The organism is Mycobacterium saskatchewanense (assembly GCF_010729105.1).
Classification (GTDB): domain Bacteria; phylum Actinomycetota; class Actinomycetes; order Mycobacteriales; family Mycobacteriaceae; genus Mycobacterium; species Mycobacterium saskatchewanense.
In genome coordinates this window covers 2,738,607-2,762,215 of record NZ_AP022573.1, presented here as the reverse complement: position 1 = coordinate 2,762,215, position 23,609 = coordinate 2,738,607, and the positions used below count along the sequence as shown (strand labels likewise).

The following is a 23,609-nucleotide window of genomic DNA, read 5'->3' as shown; positions in this document are numbered from 1 at the left end:
GGGAGTATCGCTCCTCGAACGAAAGCACCGATATTGGCATTCTCTTTGGCGGAGAATAACATCGTCGAATCAGCTCGAAAGGTTGCGCCGTCGAGGATCGAGGTGGCCGAATGCCCCATCGCGTCACGGTGGCGGCCGTCTCAGTGTTCGCTCTGATCGGCATCGCCGCCTGCAGTCCGAAGCCGCAAACTCAGCTTTCCAGCACGGCATCGGTGACTGTCGACGGCAACGACGCGAACATGAACGTCGTCAAGTGCACCCAGCAGGAGTGGTACCGGACCATCGACATCGGCGGGGACTTCGCCGGGGCCAAGGTGGTCATCGACCAGCGAACCGATCCCCTGGTCGCCGAGTCGGTGCGCATCCAGAATCTGGGCGGCTTCACCGGCATGTACTCGCTGCACGACGGTGGTGGCGCCAGCATGAGCCTCAGCGGGGACAAGTTCACGATCACTGGGACCGCCAACGGCCACAAGAGCGACAAGCCCGCGGAACCGGCCAGCGCCACCTTCAAGATCGTCGCCACCTGCTGACCGCGCTCGACCGAGCGCCGGCGACCCGTTGCGGGCGACGGCCCGCAGAGAATAGTATTCTCAAAAATTGCGAAGGAGGATTTCATGGGGCAGCTGTCGCATCGGGAAGACGTCCCCTTCCCGCTCTTTGACGCGGATAACCACCTCTACGAGCCGCCGGAGGCGCTGACCAAGTTCCTGCCCAAGGAGTACAAGGACTACGTCCAGTACGTCCAGATCAACGGGCGCACCAAGATTGCTCTCCGTGGCGTGATCAGCAACTACATTCCCAACCCGACCTTCGAGGTCGTCGCACGGCCGGGCGCCTGGGAGGAGTACTTCAAGTACGGCAACCCGGAGGGCAAGACCAAACGCGAACTGTTCGGTGAGCCGATGCGCGCGATTCCGGCGTTCTTCGAGCCCGGCCCGCGCCTGGAAAAGATGAACGAACTGGGCCTGGACCGCACCCTGATGTTCCCGACGCTCGCCAGCCTGATCGAGGAGCGGTTGCGCGACGACCCGATCGCCATCCACGTCCTGATCCACGCGCTGAACCAATGGCTCGACGAGGTCTGGGGTTTCAACTACCAGAACCGCATCTTCACCACCCCGGTCATCACCCTGCCGATCGTCGAGAAGGCGATCGAGGAGCTGGAGTGGGTGGTCGAGCGCGGCGCGCGGTGCATTCTGATCCGCCCGGCGCCGGTTCCCGGTTTCCGCGGGCCCCGGTCGTTCGCGCTGCCCGAGTTCGACCCGTTCTGGGAACGGGTCGTCGAGTACGACGTGCTGGTCGGCATGCACTCGTCCGACAGCGGCTACTCCCGGTACACCTCCGAGTGGGACGGTGCCGACCAGGAGATGCTGCCGTTCCAGACCAATGCGATGGGCATTCTCAACGAGTGGCGGCCGATCCAGGACGCGGTGGGCTCGTGGGTGATCCACGGCGCGCTCTACCGCCACCCCAAGCTGAAGGTCGCGATCGTCGAGGCCGGATCGAAGTGGATGACCCCGCTGCTGGACGGCCTGGCCGAGGTTTTCCGGAAGGCTCCCGAGGCCTTCCCCAGCGACCCCGTCGAGACCGTCAAGAACCGGATCTACGTGAGCCCGTTCTTCGAGGAGGGTATCGACGATCTGATCAGCCTCGTCGGCGTGGACCAGGTGCTGTACGGCTCGGACTGGCCGCACCCGGAGGGGCTCGCGGAGCCGACCTACTACATCAACGCGCTGTCGCACCTGCCGATCGACGACCAGGCGAAGATCATGGGCGGAAACCTCGGCCGGCTCGTCACCGTGTGACAGCCTGCCTATGGCAGACCATCCCCGAGATGGTCTCGAGCGCGGCGGACCGCTTCGGTGACGCGGAAGCGGTCGTAGACGGTCCGCTGCGCCTCACTTTCACCGAGATCGTCGAGCGAATACGTTGCGCGGCAGGCGCATTCGCCGACTTCGGCGTCGGCAAGGGCGATCGGGTGGCGGTCTGGGCGCCCAACTCGGCGGAGTGGATCGTCGCGGCGTTCGGCCTGCTGACCGCCGGCGGTGTGCTCGTGCCGGTCAACACCCGCTTCAAGGCCGACGAGGCAGGTGACATCATCCGCCGCAGCGGGGCCAAGGCCGTTCTGGTCCAACAAGGGTTCCTGGGCCAGCGCTACTCCGCACCCGCCGGGGTGCCGGTCATCGATCTGAAGTCCAGCTTCCTCTCCGGCGGTTCGCCGTTCGAGCGGGTGGTCAACGGAACCGACACCTCGGACATCATCTTCACCTCCGGAACCACCGGTCGCCCGAAGGGCGCGATGATGCATCACCGGCAAACGCTGCGGATGTACGAGGAGTGGGCGACGCTCGCGGACCTGCGCCAGGGCGACCGCTACCTGATGATCAACCCGTACTTCCACACCTTCGGCCTGAAGGCGGGACTGATCGCGTCCTTTCTGCGTGGCGCGACCATGCTGCCGGTCGCGGTGTTCGACCTTGCGGCTGTGGTGAATATCGTTGAACGGGAACGGGTTACGATGCTACCCGGACCACCGACCCTGTACCACTCGTTGCTGACGGTCGGTGACAAGGACAGGCTGTCGACCCTGCGGGCGGCGGTGACGGGCGCCGCGGACATCCCGGTCGAATTGGTGCGCCGCATCCATGGCGAACTGCCGTTCCAGACGCTGATGACCGGTTACGGCCTGACCGAGGCGGGCAACGTGACCTTGTCCCGTCCCGGTGACTCGTTCGAGGACGTCGCCACGACCGCCGGGCTGCCGTGCGACGGGGTCGAGGTGCGAGTCGCCGAGGATGGCGAGGTGCTGGTGCGTGGCTACGGTGTCATGCAGGGTTATCTCGACGACCCGGCCGCCACCGCCCGGGCGATCGACGCCGACGGCTGGTTGCACACCGGCGATCTGGGGAGTCTCGATTGGTCTGGTCGGCTCCGGATCAACGGCCGCAAGAAGGACATGTACATCGTCGGCGGCTTCAACGCGTACCCGGCCGAGATCGAGGGCTTCCTGCTGAGCCACCCGGCCGTCGCGCAGGCTGCGGTCATCGGTGTACCCGACGAGCGGCTCGGGCAGGTCGGCAAGGCTTTCGTCGTCGCGAAAGACGCTGTCAGCGCTGAGGAATTGATCGCCTGGTGTCGCGAACGCATGGCGGGCTTCAAGGTGCCGCGGTCGGTGCAATTTCTCGAGGCGCTGCCCCTCAACGCCACTGGCAAGGTGGTCAAAGACCTATTGCGTTAGACATGGGTCAGCCGCCTCCGCTTTCGCCTCAAAGCGCATCAGGTGAGCCGGCTGGCCGCGCTGCAGATGGCTTTCTTCGCGTCCGGCCACGATGCCTCGACCTGGCTGACCGGCTGGTATCCGGAAACTCCGGCGATGCAAGTCGACTGCGTGCATCGTGCCCACCTCGCACGCTACGGGGGAGCGGGGACAGCGCCGGTGTTCGAGATCATCGCCTCCCTCGGCCCCCGTTTCATCAACGCGAAGAATGGGGCGACCTGCGCGCTCGGTACGGCGATCGCCTCAGCGCCACCGCGATCGACGATGCCGCCCACGCCCCGTTTTCCGAACAGCCCGGAGCCGTTGCTGGCGCGATTATCAAATATCTGCATACCGTCGACCATTCCGCCGCCGGACGACGACACCGGCGTGCCCAGCGGTATCGGTCGTGACCCCTCGGGCGCCGTCCACAATGCGGCCGGAGAACCGCATTTCCGCAGTTTGAGAGGGCTTTATGGGCCGCCGTTGGCGCGGCGGCGCAGGCATTGGTCGCGATCGATGATAACGTTGTTCTCTCAGTTGGCCCGACCTACGGCGGAAGAATATCGGCGCAGGTGGTCGCGGGGTTATGCGTGTGCCGAGTAGGGTTGCCCGACGGCGGGAGACAGCAGGCCGCTGCCCGGCTTTCGTCTCCCAGCAGTCGGCGGCAGGGTGCTCACTTGCCACGGCGGTCAAGCGATGGAGGAGTTTGGCATTGAGTCAGCACTGGCCTCGTTGTCGAGCTGGTGAGCTGTGAGCGGCGCCGGCCAAGATGCCGCCGACCCGAAATCGGATCCCGTGAACGAGGACGACGTCCCCACTTCCGTCGCCGATATCAGAGCCTTGGCCGAGCAGGCCGAGGCCGAGGCCGTGGAAGCGGAGGCCCTCGCCGCCGCGGCCCGCGCCCGCGCCCGCGCCATTCAACTGCGCCGCCAGGCCGAACTCGCCGAAGCTCGGAACGAAGCCCCGGAGACGGCGGCGGCGGAGGAGCCTGCGGACGAGGCGTCCGAGGAACGCGCCGCTGACGTCGTCGACACCCCGGAACCGGAGAAGACACTGTCCGCGGCCGAACCCGAGAGCGCCGAAACCGAAGAAGCGCCGGTCGAACCCGAGGCCCCGGGCGAGACCGAGGTCGAGGAAGCGTCCGCCCCATCGCCGCGGCGGCGCCGGTTCGCCGGCCGGCTGCGCCGACCCCGGCGGTCGACCGTCGGCGCAACCGTCGCCATCCTCGTCATCGTCGCCGCACTGGCGGGCAGCGGTTACATGATCAAACGGCACGAGGATGCGGTCCGGCGGCACCAGCGGGTGGCCGAATTCGCCGCCGCGGCGCGCCAGGGCGTCGTGACCTTGACGTCGCTGGACTTCAACAACGCCAAGCAAGGGGTGCAGCGGATCTTGGAAAACTCCACCGGCACGTTCAAGGACGACTTCCTCAAGATGGCGGACGACTTCACCAAGGTGGTGGAGCAGTCCAAGGTGGTCTCTCAAGGCAGCGTCCAGGCCGCCGCGGTGGACCTGGACACCATGACGAACGACTCGGCCGTGGTGCTGGTGGCCTCGACATCGGAGGTCACGAATGCGGCCGGTGCCAAACAGGATCCGCGTAACTACCGGCTGATCGTGACGGTCGCCCGCGACGGTGGCCAGCTCAAGGTAGCGAAAGTCGAGTTCGTGCCGTGACCGCTGACGAAACCTCGGTCGACGAGAAGGCGGCGATCGACCGAGAAGACGAGGTCGCGGAGACGGTCGACGCCGAGGAGCCGGAGGATGCCGCGCCCGTCGAGGACGCGGACGATCACGACGGAATGCCCGGTCGGCCGAAGCGCATGGCCGCGTGGGTGAAGAAGCGGACGTCCGGAAAGATTCTCGCGGCCGCGCTGGCATGCCTCGTTGTCGCTTCGCTGGCCTTACTGGGCGCCACGTACTGGTTCTTCTACCGGCAGGACAGCGCGACGGATACCGCGGTGGCGAAGTCGGCGATCAACGCCGCCAGTGAGGGAACCGTGGCGGTGCTCTCGTATTCCCCCGACACCCTCGACCGCGACTTCTCTTCCGCGAAGTCCCATCTGACCGGCGACTTCCTGTCCTACTACGACCAATTCACTCAGCAGATCGTCGCCCCGGCCGCCAAGCAGAAGTCGGTCAAGACCACCGCGGTGGTGCTGCGCGCCGCCGTGTCCGATCTGCGCCCGGATTCGGCCGTCGTCCTCTTGTTCGTCAACCAGAGCACGCAGAGCAAGGATCGGCCGGAGCCGACGTTCACCTCCAGCAGCGTATCTGTCAGGTTGACGAAAGCCGATGGCAAATGGCTCATTTCGTCGTTCAACCCGGTGTAACGCGGTGACGATGACGAACGAGATCCACTCGATGGTCATCGCGTCGGACTACCGCGTCCCGGACCCCACGCGGGTGTGGCCGCTGCTCGAGCGCAACAAGTCGGCCCTCGCCGACATCGGCGCCCACCATGTCCTCGTCTACACCTCGACGCACGACCACCGCCGCGTGCTGGTGATGATCGGCGTCCACAGCCGGGAGCCGATCGTCGAGTTACTCCGCTCTCGGGTCTTCTTCGATTGGTTCGACGCCGCCGGCGTGGAAGACATCCCCGCGGTCTTCGCGGGCGAGATCATCGACCGATTCGTCGCCGAGCCTCTGGCGACTTCCGGGGCGCCGGGGGTCGTGGTGGCCGCGATCGCCAGAGTTGACGACGTCTCCGCCCTGGTCACCGAGGTCCGTTCGGCGATGGACAGGTTCACCGCGGCGGGAATCCGCAAGACGTGGGTGTTCCACGCCTTCGACGACGAGGACGAGGTGTTGATCCTGCAGGAGTTCGCCGACGAGGACAGCGCGCGGAACTGGATCGACCATCCCGACGCCGCCGCCGAATGGATGTCCGGCGCTGGGGTGGGTGCCTATCCGCCACTTTTCGTCGGCCGGTTCTTCGACATGATGCGTATCGAGGCGGATTGAGCGAGATCGCCCGATGTTCGTGTGCCTGTGCAATGGAGTCACCAGCCAGACTGTGACGGAGGTCGTCGCAGCCGGGGCGTCGACGACCAAGGATGTGGCCCTGGCGTGCGGTGCGGGCGCCGAATGCGGGCGCTGCCGGCGGACCATCCAGGCGATCCTGCGATCGCCGGAACGGACCACGCGCCCCGTCTGATGTCGCCGACGGCGGCTCGCGTCAGCCGTCGCTGTCGCCGACGGGCGCCATGGGCCCGACGAGTTGGCCGAGCAGATGCGGGATCTCCAGCCGCGGCAACACCACCTCGACGAAGACCATGCGGTCGCGGTGCTCGGCGGCCTCGGTCAGCGCATCGTCGAGCTCGCCGTAGGTCCGCGCCCGGAACACCAGGTGATCGCTGACCCCCAGCGCGTGTGGGATATCGGTCCAACACCAGGCGACGATGTCGTTGTAGGGCGCCGTCTTGCCGTGGATCGCCCGCTCGACGGTGTAGCCGTCGTTGTTGACGACCACGATGACGGGCGACAGCCCTTCCCTGGAGAAGGTGCCGAGTTCCTGGATGGTGAGCTGTGCGGCGCCGTCGCCGATCAGCAGCACGGTCCTGCGGTCCGGGTGGGCCACCGCGGCACCCACCGCCGCGGGCAGCGTGTAACCGATTGAGCCCCAGAGCGGTTGGCCGATGAAGGTAACCCCTTGCGGCAGCCGGTGGTCGGCCATGCCGTAGAAAGAGGTGCCCTGGTCGGCAAGCACCACGTTGCCCGGCGTGAGCGCCACGCAAAGCCGGTCCCACAGCATCCGTTGGGTGAGCGGCTGGTCACGCGCCGGGGGAGGCGGCGGAGGATCGGCGGGCGGCGCCGCGACGGGCGGCGAACTGATTCCGCGCCGGGCCAGGATGGTGGCCAGCGCCTCGAGGGCGGCGCCCATCTCCAGTGGCGCGAACACTTCGCCGGCCACGCTGCTCTGGTACTGCCCCACGTCGATGGTTCGCGCGGGATCGATCCGCTGGCTGAAGAAACCGCTGACCATGTCGGTGAACACCACCCCCGCCGTCACCAGCACGGGCGCCTCCTCGATGGCGGTGCGCACCCATTCGGCGCTCGCCGAACCCGCGTAAATGCCCAGAAAATCGGGCGAGCTCTCGTCGAGCAGGCTCTTCCCCCACATCAGCGTGGCGTGCGGCACCACGTCGGCCGCCAGCAGTGCCTCCAGTTCCTTGACGGCGTGCAGGCGATGAACCAGCAGGTCGGCGAGCACGGTCAACCGGTGGTCGCCGATGAGTTCGGTGGCTGCCTCGACGAACAGCGCGAGCGCCCGCGGGCTGGTGCCGCCGGGATAGTGGGGCAGCGGCTCCGCGGGCCGTTCGGTGGGGAACCGGGCCACGTCGGTGGACAACAGGATGTAGCCGGGCCGCTTCTGCTCGCGGACCTCGCTGAGCACCCGGTCGATTTCCCGGCGCGCCGTGGCCGGCATCAGATTGGCCTGCGCGCAGGTGAATTCGCGACTGACCCGAAAGAAGTGTTCGAAGTCCCCGTCACCGAGCGAGTGGTGCAGCGCCCGCCGGGTGCCCTGCGCGTCTTTCGACGGGCCTCCCACGATGTGCACCACGGGCACATGTTCGGCGTAGCTGCCCGCGATCGCGTTGGCCGCTGACAGTTCACCCACTCCGAAAGTGGTTACCACGGCCGACATTCCGCGCAGTCGGCCGTAGCCGTCGGCGGCATAGCCCGCGTTGAGCTCGTTGGCGCTGCCGACCCAGCGGATGGCCGGATGGGCGACGATATGGTCCAAGAATGCCAGGTTGTAGTCGCCGGGAACGCCGAAGATCTCGGTGACGCCGAGTTCGGCCAGGCGGTCCAGGAGGTAGTCACCGACGGTGTAGACGGGGTCGTCCGACCACGAATTCAGATGGGCATCAGTCACATGCATGACGGTACGCCCGTCGAATACGTTCCCGCCGCCACGCCATTTAAGTATCGTGCGGGCCATGGCAATCAAAGAATCCCGCGACATCGTCATCGAAGCCGGACCCGAGGAGATTCTGGACGTCATCGCCGATTTCGAGGCGATGCCGGACTGGTCCGAGCCGCACCAGAGCGCGGAGGTCCTGGAGACCGGGGACGATGGTCGGCCCAGCAAGGTGCGGATGAAGGTCAAGGTTGCCGGCATCACCGACGAGCAGGTGGTGGCGTACACCTGGGGCGACAACGTGGTGAGCTGGACGCTGGTCAGCTCCTCGCAGCAGAAGGCGCAGGACGGCAAGTACACCCTGGTGCCGAAAGGCTCCGAGACGCTCGTCAAATTCGAGCTCGTCGCGGACCCCAACGTGCCGCTGCCCGGCTTCGTGCTCAAGCGCGCCGTCAAGGGAACGATCGATTCGGCGACCAAGGCGCTGCGCGAGCGGGTGCTCACGGTGAAGAAGGGCAAGTAGCCGGGGTGGGCGACCGTGGCCCGCTGGCCGGGGTGAAGGTGATCGAACTCGGCGGCATCGGGCCCGGGCCGCACGCCGGGATGGTGCTTGCCGACCTGGGGGCCGACGTGGTGCGGGTGCGCCGACCCGGCGGCGTGGTTATGCCGGCCGAGGACCGCGACCTGCTGCACCGCGGCAAGCGGATCGTCGACCTGGACGTCAAGGCGCGGCCCCAGACGCTGGTGGACCTCGCCGCCAAAGCCGACGTGCTGCTCGACTGCTTCCGGCCCGGCACCTGCGAACGACTCGGCATCGGGCCGGACGACTGCGCGGCGGTCAACCCGCGGCTGATTTTCGCGCGGGTCACCGGCTGGGGACAGGACGGTCCGCTTGCATCCACGGCGGGCCATGACATCAACTACCTGTCGAGCACCGGCGCGCTGTCAGCAATGGGCTACGCCGACCGGCCGCCGACACCGCCGCTCAATCTCGTCGCCGACTTCGGCGGCGGTTCGATGCTGGTGCTGGTGGGCATCGTCGCGGCCCTGTACGAGCGGGAGCGCTCGGGCCGGGGCCAGGTGATCGATGCGGCGATGGTGGACGGCGTCAGCCTGCTCTCCCAGATGATGTGGACGATGAAGTCGACCGGTGCGCTGCGCGACCGGCGTGAATCCTTCCTGCTCGACGGGGGTACCCCCTTCTACCGCTGCTACGAGACATCCGACGGCAGGTATGTGGCGGTGGGCGCCATCGAGCCGCAGTTCTTCGCCGCGTTGTTGCGCGGGCTGGAACTGTCGCCCGACGAGGTCCCGAACCAACTCGACACCGGTTCGTACGCGCGGATGCGCGACACCTTCGCCGAACGATTCGCCGGCCGCACCCGTGACGCGTGGGTGCGGACCTTCGCGGGCACCGATGCGTGCGTCACGCCGGTGTTGACGTGGGGTGAGGCCGCCACCGACGGCCACTTGCGGGCGCGCGCGACGGTGATCACCGCCCACGGCGCCGACCAGGCCGCGCCCGCCCCGCGCTTCTCGCGCACACCGGCCGGACCCGTCGGGCCCCCACCCGCGGCCACCACACCCCTCACCGAGATCAATTGGTAGCGCGCCTATTACGTCAGAACCGTCCGGTCGCACGGCGGCATTGCTAGGTTGACCCCAGTGGCCGTAAAAGCATCACGAGAATTCGTCGTCGACGCGCCGCCGGAGAAGGTCATGGAGGCGCTGACGGACGTGGCTGTCCTGTCCGCGTGGTCGCCGCTGCACAAGCAGGTGGAAGTGATCGACCGCTATCCCGACGGGCGGCCGCACCACGTCAAAGCGACGATCAAGATCCTGGGACTCGTCGACAAGGAAATCCTCGAATATCACTGGGGCCCCGACTGGGTGGTCTACGACGCCCAGGGGACCGCCCAGCAGCATGGCCAGCACGTCGAGTACACCCTGAAGCCCGAGGGGCTCGACAAGACCCGGGTGCGGTTCGACCTCACGGTCGAACCAGCCGGGCCCATACCGCAGTTCATCGTCCGGCGGGCGAGCGAGAACGTCCTGGACGCGGCGATGGAGGGTCTGCGCGAATTGGTGACCGGTGTCGGGGATTCCGGCGAGCAGTCGTAGCCGCGCGACCGGTCGCGATTTTGGCTTCGCGAGCGGCGTTCCGGTTGCTAACTTGATAGCAGTGGCCGTACAAGCTTCGTCCGAGATCGTGATCGACGCGCCCCCGGAAGTGATCATGGAGGCGCTCGCCGACATGGACGCCGTGCCATTCTGGTCGTCGGTCCACAAGCGGGTCGAAGTGGTCGACAAGCACCCCGACGGGCGGCCGCACCACGTCAAGGTCACCATCGCGGTGACGGGCATCCACGACACCGAAATGCTCGAATATCACTGGGGCCCCGACTGGATGGTGTGGGATGCCGCGAAGACCGCGCAACAGCACGGTCAGCACGGTGAGTACAACCTGACCCGCGAGGGCGACGAGAAGACCCGGGTGCGGTTCACCATCACGGTCGAACCGTCGGCGCCGCTGCCCGAATTCTGGGTCAGCCGGGCCCGCAAGAAGATCCTGCACTCGGCGCTGGAGGGGCTCCGCGATCGCGTCATGGGCACCGAGGGCGGACCGGTCACATAGGCGCTTACCGGCGCAGCGCGGCCAGTCGGCCGAGTGCCTCGTCAAGGGTGTCGTCGCGCTTGCAGAAGGTGAAGCGCACCAAATGATTCCACGCTGTGACGTGCGGGCCGTCCGGGTCACAGAACGCCGACAGTGGGATGGCGGCCACCCCGACCCGCTCCGGCAACGCCGCACAAAACGCGGTGCTGTCGTCGTATCCCAGAGGCCGCGGGTCCGCGCACAGGAAGTAACTGCCGTTGCTGTGGTGAACCTCGAAGCCGATTTCGGTGAGACCCTCGGCCAACCGGTCGCGCCGGACCCGCAGCGAGCGGCGCAGCCCCGCCACCCAGGCGTCCTCGGTGTCCAGCGCGAGCGCAACCGCGGGCTGGAACGGGGCGCCGCCGACATAGCTCAGGTACTGCTTGGCCGCGCGCACCCCAGCAATGAGATTCGCAGGGCCACAGGCCCATCCGATCTTCCAGCCTGTGCAGTTGAACATCTTGGCCGCGCTGGAGATCGTTATCGTGCGCTCGGCCATGCCGTCGAAGGCTGCCAGCGGCAGGTGCCGGTGGCCGTCATACACCAGGTGCTCGTACACCTCGTCGGTGATCACCAGCAGGTCGGCGGCGACCGCGATCTCCGCGATCGCCGCCAGTTCGGCTTCGCTCAGCACCGTCCCGGTCGGGTTGTGCGGCGAGTTGACGATCAGCGCGCGGGTCCGGGACGTCACCGCGCGCCGCAGCGCGTCGATGTCCACGGCGAAGCCGCGTCCATCGGGCACGAGCGGAACGGCCACCCGTTGCGAACAGGCCATCGCCACCACGGGTGAGTACGAGTCGTAGAAGGGCTCGATCAGCAGCACCTCCGAACCCGGTTCGACCAGGCCGCTGACCGCCGCGGCGATCGCCTCGGTGGCGCCCACCGTCACGAGCACCTCGGTGTCCGGGTCGTACTGAACGCCGAAGTGCCGTCGCCGTTGCTCGGCGATGGCCTCCCGCAGCGAGGCCACACCGATGCCCGGCGGGTACTGGTTGACTCCGGCGGCGATGGCGTCCTGGGCGGCCTTGAGCATCGCGGGCGGGCCGTCCTCGTCGGGAAAGCCCTGGCCGAGGTTCACCGCGCCGACCCGCGATGCCAGGGCCGACATCTCGGCGAACACGGTGGTCGCATACGGCCGCAGTCTCGACACCGTCATGGTGGTCGAGCTTATCCACCGGGCCTGCCGTGGCCGCGGTGTCACGTCCGGGCGCCGTGACCAGCACCCTTCCGCCCAACCAACAGGTTGGCCGGGGCCCCTGTTAGTGTGCTGGTACTGGGCCTACTGTTTACGACGGACCCGAAACCCCATTTCTCGAGAAGAGAACGAAAAGGAAGTTGTCATGTCCGAAGAAGCGTTCGTCTACGAGGCGATCCGCACGCCCCGCGGCAAGCAGAAGAACGGATCGTTGAACGAGGTCAAGCCATTGAACCTGGTCGTCGGCCTGATCGAGGAGCTGCGCAGGCGTCACCCCGACCTGGACGAGAACCTGATCAGCGACGTCATCCTGGGGTGCGTGTCTCCCGTGGGTGACCAGGGCGGCGACATCGCGCGCACCGCGGTGATCGCGGCCGGCATGCCCGACACCGTCGGCGGCGTGCAGCTCAACCGCTTCTGCGCCTCCGGGCTGGAGGCCGTCAACACCGCCGCCCAGAAGGTCCGCTCCGGCTGGGACGACCTGGTGATCGCCGGTGGCGTCGAGTCGATGAGCCGCGTTCCGATGGGCTCCGACGGCGGCGCGATGATGGCCGACCCGGCCACCGCCTACGACGCCTACATCGTCCCGCAGGGCATCGGCGCCGACCTGATCGCCACCATGGAGGGCTTCTCCCGCGACGACGTGGACGCGTACGCGCTGCGCTCGCAGGAGCTGGCGGCCGCGGCATGGTCGGGCGGCTACTTCGCCAAGTCGGTGGTACCGGTCCGCGACCAGAATGGGCTGCTGATCCTCGACCACGACGAGCACATGCGCCCCGAGACCACCATGGAGGGCCTGGCCAAGCTGAAGCCCGCCTTCGAGGGCCTGGCCGCGATGGCCGGCTTCGACGACGTGGCGCTGCAGAAGTACCACTGGGTCGAGAAGATCAACCACGTCCACACCGGCGGTAACAGCTCGGGCATCGTCGACGGCTCCGCGCTGGTGCTTATCGGCAACGAGAAGGCCGGCACGTCGCAGGGCCTGACTCCGCGGGCACGCATCGTCGCCACCGCCACCACGGGCGCCGACCCGACCATCATGCTGACCGGCCCCACCCCGGCCACCGAGAAGGTGCTCGACCGGGCCGGCCTGGCCGTCGACGACATCGACCTGTTTGAGCTGAACGAGGCGTTCGCGTCGGTCGTCCTGAAGTTCCAGAAGGACCTGAACATCCCCGACGAGAAGCTCAACGTCAACGGCGGCGCCATCGCGATGGGCCACCCGCTGGGCGCCACCGGCGCCATGATCCTGGGCACCATGGTCGACGAGCTCGAGCGCCGCGGCGCCCGGCGTGCACTGATCACGCTGTGCATCGGCGGCGGCATGGGCGTGGCTACCATCATCGAGAGGGTTTAAGACCATGGCAGAGAACACCATTCAGTGGGACAAGGACGCCGACGGCATCGTCACGCTGACGTTGGACGACCCGACCGGGTCGGCCAACGTGATGAACGAGCACTACAAGGAGTCCATGCACAAGGCGGTCGAACGCCTTGTCGCCGAGAAGGACTCGGTCACCGGCGTGGTGATCACCAGCGGTAAGAAGACGTTCTTCGCCGGTGGTGACCTGAAGAGCATGATCACCGCCGGCCCGGAGAACGCCGGCGAGATCTTCGCCGAGGTCGAGGACATCAAGCGTGATCTGCGCGCGCTCGAAACGCTTGGCAAGCCGGTGGTGGCCGCCATCAACGGCGCGGCGCTGGGCGGCGGTCTGGAGATCGCGCTCGCCTGTCACCACCGCATCGTCGCCGACGTCAAGGGCGTCCAGATCGGGCTGCCCGAGGTCACGTTGGGTCTGCTGCCCGGCGGCGGCGGTGTCACCCGAACGGTCCGGATGCTCGGCATCCAGAACGCCTTCGTCAACGTCCTGAGCCAGGGCACCCGCTTCAAGCCCGCCGCGGCCAAGGACAACGGCCTCGTCGACGAGATCGTCGGCAGCGTGGACGAACTGGTCCCGGCGGCCAAGGCGTGGATCAAGGCCAACCCCGAGGCGCACACGCAGCCATGGGACGTGAAGGGGTACAAGATCCCTGGCGGCACCCCCAGCAGCCCCGCGCTGGCCGCGATCCTGCCGTCGTTCCCGTCGCTGTTGCGCAAGCAGCTCAAGGGCGCGCCGATGCCGGCGCCGCGGGCCATTTTGGCCGCCGCGGTCGAGGGCACGCAGGTCGACTTCGACACCGCCAGCCGCATCGAGAGCCGTTACTTCACCGAACTGGTCACCGGCCAGGTCGCCAAGAACATGATCCAGGCGTTCTTCTTCGACCTGCAGCACATTAACGGCGGTGGTTCGCGGCCTGAGGGCATCGGCAAGACCCCGATCAACAAGATCGGTGTGTTGGGGGCGGGCATGATGGGCGCCGGCATCGCCTACGTGTCGGCCAAGGCCGGCTACGACGTGGTGCTCAAGGACGTCAGCCTCGAGGCCGCCGAGAAGGGCAAGGGTTACTCGGAAAAGCTGGAGGCCAAGGCGCTTCAGCGGGGCAAGACCACCGAGGAGAAGAGCAAGGCGCTGCTGGACCGCATCAAGCCGTCGGCCGACCCGGCCGATTTCAAGGGCGTCGACTTCGTGATCGAGGCGGTCTTCGAGAACCAGGAACTCAAGCACAAGGTGTTCCAGGAGATCGAGGACATCGTCGAGCCCAACGCGCTGCTCGGGTCCAACACCTCGACGCTGCCGATCACGGGTCTGGCGACCGGCGTGAAGCGCCAGGAGGACTTCATCGGGATCCACTTCTTCTCACCCGTCGACAAGATGCCACTCGTCGAAATCATCAAGGGCGAGAAGACATCCGACGAGGCGCTGGCCCGGGTGTTCGACTACACGCTGGCCATCGGCAAGACCCCGATCGTGGTGAACGACAGCCGCGGCTTCTTCACCAGCCGCGTCATCGGCACGTTCGTCAACGAGGCGCTCGCGATGCTCGGTGAGGGCGTGGAGCCGGCCAGCATCGAGCACGCCGGCTCGCAGGCCGGCTACCCGGCGCCGCCGCTGCAGCTGTCCGACGAGCTCAACCTCGAGCTGATGCACAAGATCGCCGCCGCGACCCGCAAGGGCGTCGAGGACGCCGGCGGCACCTACGAGCCGCACCCGGCGGAGGCCGTCGTCGAGAAGATGATCGAAATCGGCCGCCCCTCACGGTTGAAGGGAGCGGGCTTCTACGAGTATGTCGACGGCAAGCGCGCGGGACTGTGGCCGGGCTTGCGGGAGACCTTCAAGTCGGGCTCGTCGCAGCCGCCGCTGCAGGACATGATCGACCGGATGCTGTTCGCCGAGGCGCTGGAAACCCAGAAGTGCCTCGACGAGGGCGTGCTGACGTCGACCGCCGACGCCAACATCGGCTCGATCATGGGCATCGGCTTCCCGCCGTGGACCGGCGGTAGCGCGCAGTTCATCGTCGGGTACTCGGGTCCGGCCGGCACGGGCAAGGAGGCCTTCGTGGCCCGCGCCCGCGAGCTGGCGGACAAGTACGGCGAGCGGTTCCTGCCGCCGAAGTCGCTGACGTAAGTCTCTGCGCCGCAACGGTAAAGCCCCCGACCGCTCGCGTTCGGGGGCTTTCCGCTTGGCGTCTTCGCTCCGCGCGCCTCGCGTCCAGACATAACTGGTCGCGATGTTCGGCGGCGTGTCGTGTGCGTGGTTTATGTGTCGCGGCCGCCAGGCTCACGTCACGTCACGTCACGTCAGGGCTGCGGCGATGCGCCGCCATTGCACGCGCGGGAACTCGCGCGGGTCGGCCGTGAGCACCTGCACGCAGACGTGGTCGGCTCCCGCCGCGCGATGCTCGGCGACCCTGGCCTTGACGGCGTCCTCGTCGCCCCAGGCGATGATCGCGTCGAAGAGCCGATCGCTCACCTGCGTCAGGTCGTCCTCCGTGAACCCGCTGCGCAGAAGGTTGTTGGCGTAGTTAGGCAGCGCCAGATAGCCACGGAGCCAATCGGTTCCGGCTCGGCGCGCTTCGTTGGCATCGTCGGTGAGGATGACGGATTGCTCCGGCAGCAAGAGCGGTCCCTCGCCCAGGGTCGCGCGGGCGAAGGCGGTGTGGTCGGGGGTGACGAGGTAGGGGTGGGCGCCGCGGGCGCGTTGTGCGGACAAGGCCAGCATTTTCGGGCCGAGCGCGGCGAGCACCCGGCTCGCGACGGGCACGGGTTGATCCGCGGCGTCCAACCCGTCCAGGAATGCGGCCGTGGCCGCGAGCGGCTTGCGGTAGCGGCCGGGTTGGCCGGCGTCGATCAGCGGCGCGTGGCTGACCCCGATGCCCAGCAGGAAGCGGTCGCCGTGCTCGGCGGTCAACGCGGCGTGGGAAGCGGCGACGTCACCGGGCGAGTGCATCCACAGGTTCAGGATCCCGGTAGCGATCACCGTTCGCTTGGTGGCCGCGAGCAGGCGGGCCACCGCGTCGAGCACCGACCCGCTGACGTCGGGAATCCATAGCGCCGCAAAACCGAGTTCCTCCAATTCGGCTGCGGCGTCGGCGGCTTCGCCGGCATCACCGTAGTGCAGCTGGCTGCTCCAGATGCCGACACCGGTTAGCTCCATCAAGTCATTCCTCTCGTGGCGTGGCCGTCAGATCGTCGTCATAGGCGGGGACGCGCATCGAGTCATGCAGTCGCACCCCCTTGGTCTTCGCCATAACTCTGGCGAGTGGGGTCGGCATTCCGGAGGCCAGCCGGGCCCCGCGTGTCAATGCCCAGACGCCGATCCGGGAGCCCGGGATGATGGTCCTGGCGGCGCTGCGCGCGAAAGAGCGGCTGAGGTGGACCGGCTCACGCATCGCCAGCTCGTAGGCGGCGAACGCGGCCAGGTGATCGCCGCCGGCCCGGGCCAGCTCGCCGGCCAGGACGTAAGCGCCCACGACCGCGAGGCTGGTGCCGCCGCCGCCGACCGCCGGGCCGGGGCAATACCCTGCGTCGCCGACCAGCGTCACCCGGCGCCGCGACCATCTGTCGAGTCGAAGCTGGCTGATGGCGTCGAAGTAGAACGCCGGGGTATCGTCGATCTCGCCGAGCCAGCGGTCCACCTGGGGGTGCATTCCCGCGAACCTCTCGCGCAGTAATGCCTTCTGCCGCAACCCATCTTGGAGGTCGTAGTCCAACTCGTCGTGGCTTCGGAACAGGAAAACCACGCGGGCATCGTCCAGGTGCGCTGCGGTGTAGGTGACCACCACGCGGCCGACGCCGATGTGGCCGACCATTTCGCTGTCCTCGGCCAACGCCTTGGGCACGGATATCACCGCGAGGTAGCCGCCCAGGAAGCGGATCAGCTCGGCCTCCTCACCGAAGGTCAACTGCCGGACATTCGAGTGCAGGCCGTCGGCGCCGACGATGACGTCGAACGTGCGCGGCGGCATGTGCTCGAACGTCACCTCACCCTCGATGTCGATGGCGGTGATCGAGTCGCCGAACACGTACTCGACGTCGTTTCGCCCGGCGTTGTAATAGATTTCGCTGAGGTCGTCGCGCATGATCTCCACATGCCGGTCCGAGGTGGCGCTCACGATCTTGGTCAGATCGAGCTCGGTGGGCCGAAAATGGCCTTCCCGGTACAAAGTCAGCCGGTCGTTCCCGGTGGCGCGCGCCTCGATGCCAGGCAGAACGCCCATCTTCGCGGAGATTTCCATCGCGGGCTGGAACAGGTCGACGGCGTGGCCGCCGGCTTTGCGCAGCGCCGGCGAGCGCTCGACGACGGTGACCTCGAAGCCGCGCCGCGTCAGCCAGTACGCGAGCACGGGCCCGGCGATGCTGGCGCCGGAGACGAGTACTCGCATCGCGCGCCTCCATCACCGTTCGCTCGCCAGTGTTCGGCCCGCAGCCTACCCGCATCGTTGCCGGGCTGTGTTTGATGGCCCGGCTCCTCAGCGGCCCGTGCCGGGCCGCATCGTCGCCGGGCTAGAGTCACCGCTATGCGCTTCGGTCTCTTCATACCGCAAGGCTGGCGAATGGATCTCGTCGGCATCGAACCCGAAAACCACTGGGCGGTGATGCGCGATCTGGCCGGGTATGCCGACGCCGGCGCCTGGGACTCGCTGTGGGTGTACGACCACTTCCACACGGTCCCGCTGCCGACGGGCGAGGCCACCCACGAGGCGTGGTCGCTGATGGCGGCGTATGCGGCCACCACCTCCCGGATCAAGCTCGGCCAGATGTGCACGGCGATGAGCTACCGCAATCCGGTGTACCTGGCCAAGGTTGCGGCGACCGCCGACATCATCTCCGGTGGCCGAATTCAAATGGGCATCGGCGGCGGCTGGTACGAACACGAGTGGCGCGCTTACGGTTACGGGTTCCCCTCCGCCGGGGTACGGTTGGGCCGGTTGGACGAGGGCGTGCAAATCATGCGCGCCGCGTGGCGCGACGGCAAGGTCACCTTCGAGGGCAGGCACTACCAGGTCGACGGCGCGATCGTCTCCCCTAAGCCATTGCAGCAGAACGGCGTTCCCATGTGGATCGCCGGCGGGGGCGAGAAGGTGACGCTGCGGATCGCGGCGCAGTACGCGCAGTACACCAACTTCACGCCGGAGCCTGATGCGTTCGCCCACAAGTCCGAGGTGTTGGCTCAGCACTGCCGCAATGCGGGAACGGACTTCGACGCGATCGTGCGTTCGGTCAACGTCAACGCCATCGTGGGCACCTCGGACGCCGACGTCGAGGACCGGCTGCGACGGGTCCGCGACCGCCTGGTGAACTACGTCCCCGACGCGGCCGCCGACGCCATGATCGCCAGCACCAGCGGACCGGGTTCGGCGACGGGCACGCCGGAGCAGGTGATCGAGCGGTTGACAAAGCTGCGCGGCCTCGGCTGCGAGTACGCGATCTGTTATTTCCCCGAGGCGGCGTACGACCGATCTGGCATCGAATTGTTCGAGCGCGAAGTGATTCCCGCCCTGAGCTAGATGTCGGAGGTGACGTACCTCGTCTTCACCGGGGGCGCCGCCAGCAGCGGGGGAAGCTCCGTCAGCTTGCCCTCCCCGGCGCGAAAGGCGCGGTAAGCCTCGTCATCCTCGACCGTCTCCCACAGCTCGTAGATCAGCCAGTGGGCTTCGTCGTCCTGGTCCACGAGCACGTCGGTCCGGGTGTTCCCGGCGAACGCGCGGGTGTCCTGCAGCGCGCGGCCCATCAGCTCGCGCCCCGCGGCGACCTCATCGGGCTTAAACCTGAGCTCCAGTATCACCGTGACCGTCATGGGCGTCTCCTTGGTTGCGACAGCGATAACAAGATAGCGGGCACGGGGAGGTCCCCTCCCCACCGGTCGCGGTGCAGACGAAAAGTCGCACTCATGAGCGGCGTTTCGCCCCATTCTGCGTCTGCGGTAATGGCGCGACCTAGATGGCTGGGCCCAGAAGGTCATCCGCGTCGCGGATGATGTAACCGTAGCCCTGTTCGGCCAGGAACCGTTGCCGGTGTGCGGCGTACTCGGCGTCCAGGCTGTCGCGCGCGACCACGGAATAGAAGATCGCTCCGCCGCCGTCGGCCTTGGGTCGCAGCAGCCGGCCGAGCCGCTGGGCCTCCTCCTGACGTGAGCCGAACGTTCCCGAAACCTGCACCGCCACAGACGCTTCGGGGAGATCGATGGAGAAGTTTGCCACCTTGGACACCACCAGCGTGGACACCTCGCCGCGCCGGAAGGCGTCGAACAGCGCCTCGCGTTCCTTCGTGCGCGTGGAACCCTGGATCACCGGGGCGTTCAGCTCCGCGCCGAGTTCGTCGAGCTGATCCAGGTACGCGCCGATCACCAGGGTCTGCTCGTCGGGGTGTTTGCCCAGAATCGACTTGACCACCGCGACCTTCGAGTGTGCCGTCGAGCAAACCTTATAGCGTTCTTCGGGTTCAGAGGTGGCATAGATCATGCGCTCGTTGTCGGTCATCGTGACCCGCACCTCGACGCACTCCGCCGGCGCGATCCAGCCCTGCGCTTCGATGTCCTTCCATGGCGCGTCATAGCGTTTGGGGCCGATCAGGGAGAACACGTCGCCCTCGCGGCCGTCCTCACGGACCAGCGTGGCGGTCAGGCCGAGGCGTCGCTTGGACTGCAGGTCTGCGGTCATCCGGAACACCGGTGCCGGCAAGAGATGCACCTCGTCGTAGATGATCAACCCCCAGTCGCGGCTGTCGAACAGTTCCAGGTGCCGGTATTCACCCTTGGTGCGACGCGTGATCATCTGGTAGGTCGAGATGGTCACCGGCCGGATCTCCTTGCGTTCCCCGGAGTATTCGCCGACCTCGTCCTCGGTCAGCGACGTGCGCGCGACCAGCTCGCGCTTCCATTGCCGCGCGGCGACCACGTTGGTGACCAGGATGAGCGTCGTCGCGCTGGCCCTGGCCATCGCGGCGGCCCCGACGAGCGTCTTGCCCGCACCGCACGGAAGGACCACAACCCCGGAGCCGCCGGCCCAGAACGATTCGGTGGCCATCTCCTGGTAGTCGCGCAACTGCCAGCCGTCCTGCGCCAGGCTGATCGGGTGCGCCTCGCCATCGACGTAGCCGGCGAGATCCTCGGCGGGCCAGCCCACCTTGAGCAGCATCTGCTTGACCCGTCCGCGCTCGCTGGGGTGGACGATGACCGTGTCATTGTCGATGCGGGCGCCCAGCATCGGCGCGATCTTCTTGTTGCGCAACACCTCCTCGAGCACCGCGCGGTCGAAGCTCACGAGGGTCAGGCCATGCGCCGGGTGTTTGACCAGTTGCAGCCGGCCGTAGCGGGCCATGGTGTCGACGATGTCGACCAGCAGCGGCTGCGGCACCGCGTAGCGCGAATAGCTGACCAGCGCGTCGACCACCTGTTCGGCGTCGTGGCCCGCGGCCCGGGCATTCCACAACGCCAACGGGGTGATGCGGTAGGTGTGGACGTGTTCGGGTGCTCGTTCCAGCTCGGCGAACGGCGCGATGGCGGCGCGGGCCTCGCCTGCCTGCTCGTGGTCCACCTCGAGCAGCACCGTCTTGTCGGACTGCACGATCAACGGTCCGTCAGTCAATGGCGCCGCTCCTCCTTGTTACTCCGCACCGCATTTCTCGCGGCGCGACACATGCCCTCCATTATCGGCCGTTGGCCGACACCACCGACGTGATGCGATGGATGGCGAAATCGCGCATCCGACCGGACGCCGAGTCGAAGGCCAGCAACTGCCCGCCCCGGATGGTGACCGGCGCCACCACCCGCTGGGTGGCCACGCCCGCCGCGTCGAGATAACCGATCACCAGTGTGTCTTGTTCCCGGGCCGCCCGCTGCAGCAGCGACATGGTGACGGCCGGGTCGACGCGGATGTTGCCGAAGGGCGCGGCGGTCACCTTGCGCAGCACCGCCACGACGGCGTTCAGGCTCTCGCTGTTCGGGCGCGGCACCGGGCGATAGGCGCGGCGCTGCTGCGGCGTCGGCACCCGGGCGCCCCGGGGGCGGACGTCGACGACGGAACCCGAGGAATCCTCGGCGGCCGGGGCGAAGCCCGCGGCGCGAAGCGCCCCGAGCACCTCGGCGATCGGGGCCGGCGACACCGCGACGGTCGGCGCCAGGGCGCGCAGCTGCAGCTGCTCGGACGCGGCCACCGCCTGAGCCAGCAGCGCCGGGTCCTCGCACCGCACGAACGAGGACGCCATGCCGATTCGGAGCTGACCGTGCCGACGGGCGACGTCGTCTATGAGATAAGCAAGGCCCTGCGGCACGGAAGTTTTGGAATGCTTTGCAAAAAAGTCCTGCATCCAGTCCCGGGTCTTGCCGACGTCCAGAGCGTGCCGGATCGACTGTTCGCTCACGCGGTAGACCATGGCCGCGCCGGCCGACTCGACGGCTGCCACCGTCGCCAATTCCTGCGCGAGTTCGCGTTGCAGTGGTCCGGGCACCACGACGGTCAGATCGGCCTGCACCAAGAAGTGGTCGATCGGCTCGGGCATGGCCTTCGCCATGGCGTCGACCGCCTCCTGGGCGGCCTGCGCGCCCGACGCCTCGTTCAGCAGCGCGCGGCCCGGCGCGCTGATCGCCCCGCGACCAACCAGGCCCAGCGCGTGGCTCTCGGCAAGCAGGTGCGCCACCGGTTCGGGCTGCAGTCGCCTGGCCCAGCGCGGGCGGAGCCAGATCAGTGCCGCGGACGCTTCGGCTGCGTTGACGCCGGCGCCGGGGGGCAACTCCGCGAGCATGCCGAGCAGCAGGCGACGGTCCAGTGGCGCGGCCGTCGAGTAGAGCGAATCCGACAGCGCGCCATAAGGTTTGGAATCAGGACCGCGCGTACCGATCAGCGCCGGGCGGCCCGGCAGGTCAAGCCAGGTGTCGGCCAGCAGGTGCCAACGTTCCGCCGGGGACATCGCGGTGAACCGGTCGACGGCCCCGGTCGGCGCCCAGTAGGGCGCGTCACCGGTGGCCGGCAGGGGATCGGGCGTCCCACTGGCAATCAGTCCGGCGGCGGCCGCGAGCTCGAGGATCAGGCCGAGACGTGGTTCGTCGATACCGGTCGACTTCGCCAGCCGTTTGACGTCGCGAATGCCCAATCCGCCGCTGCGGAGCTCGGAAACGGGTGCGACGCTGAGCGTTTCGAGCAGCACGTCGACTTCCCGCAGCAGGTCCACGACCGCCCCGGCGGCCGCCGCGTCGACATCGTGTGGGGTGGTCGTCGAGACCACCGGGTCGGGCCGCGTCAGCCGCATCGGGCCCGGCTGCTCGCCACGCAGGACCTGCCCGACGTGGCGCGGCAGGATCACGGTTTCGGCGTCGACGCGCCGCAGCAGGCCCATTGTCAGCAGCTGGGGCACGGGCCGGTCCGCCGGGGCGCCCGGCGCCGCGTCCCGGGTGCGTCCCATCGGCGATCCCTCGAGCAGCCGCTCCAGCACACCCAGCTGCGCCTCATCGAGGCCGTCGACCAGAGTTGCGATCTCCTCGCCCGAGCGGGAGGAGTCCTCGAGAGTGACTTGGCCCGGATGCCACGGCAGGGACGTGCCGGCGTCCGGTGCCACCCGGAGCGCCGCGTCTCCCCAGGCCAGGGCGCGCTGCCGCAAGTCGTCGAGCGCTTCGAGCACGTCCCCTTCGGCGGCCCGGTCGCCGATCAGCGCCAGCAGCTTCGGGGCGGGTACCGGCGTCGCATCGGCTTGCAGCACGAGCAGCGCGTCGAGCACCGCAAGCCGCAGAAAGTCCAGGTCATCGGTGGCAGCCTTGACCGACTGCCGGGCTTGCGCACGCGCGGCCAGCGCGGCGATGCTGCCCGGCGGGGGTTGGGCGAGGTCCGGCCGCAGCTCGAGCAGCCGGATCAGCCGCTCGTCGGACAAGTCGGCCAGCCAGGACCCCAGCGGGATATCCGGGGTGTTGTCGGTCATCGCTGACCAGCGTAAAGCAGCCGGCTCACTCGGCGACGGCGGCGAACTGGCGTCCATCCACAGCAGTCCCCGCTTCCTCCAAAACTGGCGGGCTTGCGCGACATGCCGATGCGCGACCTGTCAGAATGGTCGTCGTGGCTGACATTGCTGAGGGCAAGGCCCGCAAAACCAGGTACGTCGACAACGGCTGGCCCGCGACGGATCCCGATGACCATCCGGTAAGCGAACTGGCGACCGATCGGACGGGTGCCTTGTCCCCGTTCGGGGATCTGGTATTTCCACTGCCGGCAACCGACCTGCCCTACGTGCATCCCGTCACAGACACCACCTGGTAGGCCGGTG

23 protein-coding genes are annotated in these 23,609 nt (G+C 67.7%); 16 read left to right on the top strand and 7 right to left on the bottom strand.

Annotated elements, in window-relative coordinates:
* The first annotated feature begins 110 nt into the window (after nucleotides 1-110).
* The 8 genes from G6N56_RS12760 (at nucleotide 111) to G6N56_RS12725 (ending at nucleotide 6,422) form a co-directional block, all read left to right on the top strand.
* On the top strand, nucleotides 111-533 hold the full coding sequence (locus G6N56_RS12760) for a lipoprotein LpqH (protein ID WP_085255866.1): 423 nt from the start codon (nucleotides 111-113) through the stop codon (nucleotides 531-533).
* 84 nt (nucleotides 534-617) lie between these two features.
* Complete coding sequence (locus tag G6N56_RS12755) at nucleotides 618-1,808, top strand: amidohydrolase family protein (protein WP_085255867.1); 1,191 nt, start codon at nucleotides 618-620, stop codon at nucleotides 1,806-1,808.
* Nucleotides 1,805-3,241: a FadD3 family acyl-CoA ligase gene (locus tag G6N56_RS12750; RefSeq protein WP_085255868.1), complete on the top strand. Its 1,437-nt coding sequence runs from the start codon at nucleotides 1,805-1,807 to the stop codon at nucleotides 3,239-3,241. The genes G6N56_RS12755 and G6N56_RS12750 overlap by 4 nt, the downstream gene beginning before the upstream one ends.
* A 42-nt stretch (nucleotides 3,242-3,283) precedes the next feature.
* Nucleotides 3,284-3,865: a hypothetical protein gene (locus G6N56_RS12745; RefSeq protein ID WP_142280606.1), complete on the top strand. Its 582-nt coding sequence runs from the start codon at nucleotides 3,284-3,286 to the stop codon at nucleotides 3,863-3,865.
* A 147-nt stretch (nucleotides 3,866-4,012) separates the two neighbouring features.
* Nucleotides 4,013-4,939: an Rv1363c family protein gene (locus G6N56_RS12740; protein ID WP_142280607.1), complete on the top strand. Its 927-nt coding sequence runs from the start codon at nucleotides 4,013-4,015 to the stop codon at nucleotides 4,937-4,939.
* 125 nt (nucleotides 4,940-5,064) lie between these two features.
* Nucleotides 5,065-5,595: a twin-arginine translocation pathway signal gene (locus G6N56_RS12735; protein WP_232069337.1), complete on the top strand. Its 531-nt coding sequence runs from the start codon at nucleotides 5,065-5,067 to the stop codon at nucleotides 5,593-5,595.
* Between the two features lie 10 nt (nucleotides 5,596-5,605).
* Nucleotides 5,606-6,229, top strand: coding sequence for a fatty-acid--CoA ligase (locus G6N56_RS12730; RefSeq protein WP_085255911.1), 624 nt, complete (start codon nucleotides 5,606-5,608; stop codon nucleotides 6,227-6,229).
* A 13-nt stretch (nucleotides 6,230-6,242) separates the two neighbouring features.
* Complete coding sequence (locus G6N56_RS12725; protein WP_085255871.1) at nucleotides 6,243-6,422, top strand: (2Fe-2S)-binding protein; 180 nt, start codon at nucleotides 6,243-6,245, stop codon at nucleotides 6,420-6,422.
* Nucleotides 6,423-6,443: 21 nt separating this feature from the next.
* On the opposite strand, the gene G6N56_RS12720 is transcribed toward G6N56_RS12725, so the two are convergent.
* The gene (locus G6N56_RS12720) at nucleotides 6,444-8,150 is read right to left on the bottom strand and encodes an alpha-keto acid decarboxylase family protein (RefSeq protein ID WP_085255912.1); all 1,707 of its coding nucleotides are present in this window, start codon (nucleotides 8,148-8,150) and stop codon (nucleotides 6,444-6,446) included.
* Nucleotides 8,151-8,208: 58 nt separating this feature from the next.
* Here G6N56_RS12720 and G6N56_RS12715 point away from each other — a divergent pair, with 58 nt between their 5' ends.
* From G6N56_RS12715 to G6N56_RS12700, 4 genes are all read left to right on the top strand, one after another.
* Nucleotides 8,209-8,652 (top strand): SRPBCC family protein, encoded by a 444-nt coding sequence (locus G6N56_RS12715; RefSeq protein ID WP_085255913.1) that lies wholly within the window; start codon nucleotides 8,209-8,211, stop codon nucleotides 8,650-8,652.
* A gap of 5 nt (nucleotides 8,653-8,657) precedes the next feature.
* The gene (locus tag G6N56_RS12710) at nucleotides 8,658-9,737 is read left to right on the top strand and encodes a CaiB/BaiF CoA transferase family protein (protein WP_085255872.1); all 1,080 of its coding nucleotides are present in this window, start codon (nucleotides 8,658-8,660) and stop codon (nucleotides 9,735-9,737) included.
* Between the two features lie 57 nt (nucleotides 9,738-9,794).
* Nucleotides 9,795-10,250: an SRPBCC family protein gene (locus G6N56_RS12705; RefSeq protein ID WP_085255873.1), complete on the top strand. Its 456-nt coding sequence runs from the start codon at nucleotides 9,795-9,797 to the stop codon at nucleotides 10,248-10,250.
* A 61-nt stretch (nucleotides 10,251-10,311) separates the two neighbouring features.
* Nucleotides 10,312-10,764, top strand: a complete 453-nt coding sequence (locus tag G6N56_RS12700; protein ID WP_085255874.1) for an SRPBCC family protein — start codon at nucleotides 10,312-10,314, stop codon at nucleotides 10,762-10,764.
* Nucleotides 10,765-10,768: 4 nt separating this feature from the next.
* Here G6N56_RS12700 and G6N56_RS12695 read toward each other — a convergent pair whose 3' ends face one another.
* Nucleotides 10,769-11,938, bottom strand: a complete 1,170-nt coding sequence (locus tag G6N56_RS12695) for a pyridoxal phosphate-dependent aminotransferase (protein WP_085255875.1) — start codon at nucleotides 11,936-11,938, stop codon at nucleotides 10,769-10,771.
* A 184-nt stretch (nucleotides 11,939-12,122) separates the two neighbouring features.
* Here G6N56_RS12695 and G6N56_RS12690 point away from each other — a divergent pair, with 184 nt between their 5' ends.
* Both G6N56_RS12690 and G6N56_RS12685 read left to right on the top strand, forming a co-directional pair.
* The gene (locus G6N56_RS12690; protein ID WP_085255876.1) at nucleotides 12,123-13,334 is read left to right on the top strand and encodes an acetyl-CoA C-acetyltransferase; all 1,212 of its coding nucleotides are present in this window, start codon (nucleotides 12,123-12,125) and stop codon (nucleotides 13,332-13,334) included.
* Between the two features lie 4 nt (nucleotides 13,335-13,338).
* Entirely contained in the window at nucleotides 13,339-15,483 is a 2,145-nt protein-coding gene (locus G6N56_RS12685; RefSeq protein WP_085255877.1) for a 3-hydroxyacyl-CoA dehydrogenase NAD-binding domain-containing protein, read from the top strand.
* A 168-nt stretch (nucleotides 15,484-15,651) separates the two neighbouring features.
* Here G6N56_RS12685 and G6N56_RS12680 read toward each other — a convergent pair whose 3' ends face one another.
* Nucleotides 15,652-16,512 (bottom strand): LLM class F420-dependent oxidoreductase, encoded by an 861-nt coding sequence (locus G6N56_RS12680; protein WP_085255914.1) that lies wholly within the window; start codon nucleotides 16,510-16,512, stop codon nucleotides 15,652-15,654.
* A 4-nt stretch (nucleotides 16,513-16,516) separates the two neighbouring features.
* Complete coding sequence (locus tag G6N56_RS12675; RefSeq protein ID WP_085255878.1) at nucleotides 16,517-17,740, bottom strand: FAD-dependent monooxygenase; 1,224 nt, start codon at nucleotides 17,738-17,740, stop codon at nucleotides 16,517-16,519.
* A 135-nt stretch (nucleotides 17,741-17,875) separates the two neighbouring features.
* On the opposite strand from G6N56_RS12675, the gene G6N56_RS12670 reads away from it, so the two are divergent.
* Nucleotides 17,876-18,865 carry an LLM class F420-dependent oxidoreductase gene (locus G6N56_RS12670; protein ID WP_085255879.1) on the top strand — a complete coding sequence of 330 codons (990 nt, stop codon included), beginning with the start codon at nucleotides 17,876-17,878 and terminating at the stop codon, nucleotides 18,863-18,865.
* Here the strand turns inward: G6N56_RS12670 and G6N56_RS12665 are convergent.
* The 3 genes from G6N56_RS12665 to G6N56_RS12655 form a co-directional block, all read right to left on the bottom strand.
* The gene (locus G6N56_RS12665) at nucleotides 18,862-19,155 is read right to left on the bottom strand and encodes a putative quinol monooxygenase (protein ID WP_085255880.1); all 294 of its coding nucleotides are present in this window, start codon (nucleotides 19,153-19,155) and stop codon (nucleotides 18,862-18,864) included. The genes G6N56_RS12670 and G6N56_RS12665 overlap by 4 nt on opposite strands.
* Before the next feature lie 139 nt (nucleotides 19,156-19,294).
* On the bottom strand, nucleotides 19,295-20,944 hold the full coding sequence (locus tag G6N56_RS12660) for a DNA repair helicase XPB (protein ID WP_085255881.1): 1,650 nt from the start codon (nucleotides 20,942-20,944) through the stop codon (nucleotides 19,295-19,297).
* A 61-nt stretch (nucleotides 20,945-21,005) separates the two neighbouring features.
* Nucleotides 21,006-23,267 carry a helicase-associated domain-containing protein gene (locus G6N56_RS12655; RefSeq protein ID WP_085255882.1) on the bottom strand — a complete coding sequence of 754 codons (2,262 nt, stop codon included), beginning with the start codon at nucleotides 23,265-23,267 and terminating at the stop codon, nucleotides 21,006-21,008.
* Nucleotides 23,268-23,401: 134 nt separating this feature from the next.
* Here G6N56_RS12655 and G6N56_RS12650 point away from each other — a divergent pair, with 134 nt between their 5' ends.
* Entirely contained in the window at nucleotides 23,402-23,602 is a 201-nt protein-coding gene (locus tag G6N56_RS12650; protein WP_142280608.1) for a hypothetical protein, read from the top strand.
* Nucleotides 23,603-23,609: the final 7 nt, after the last annotated feature.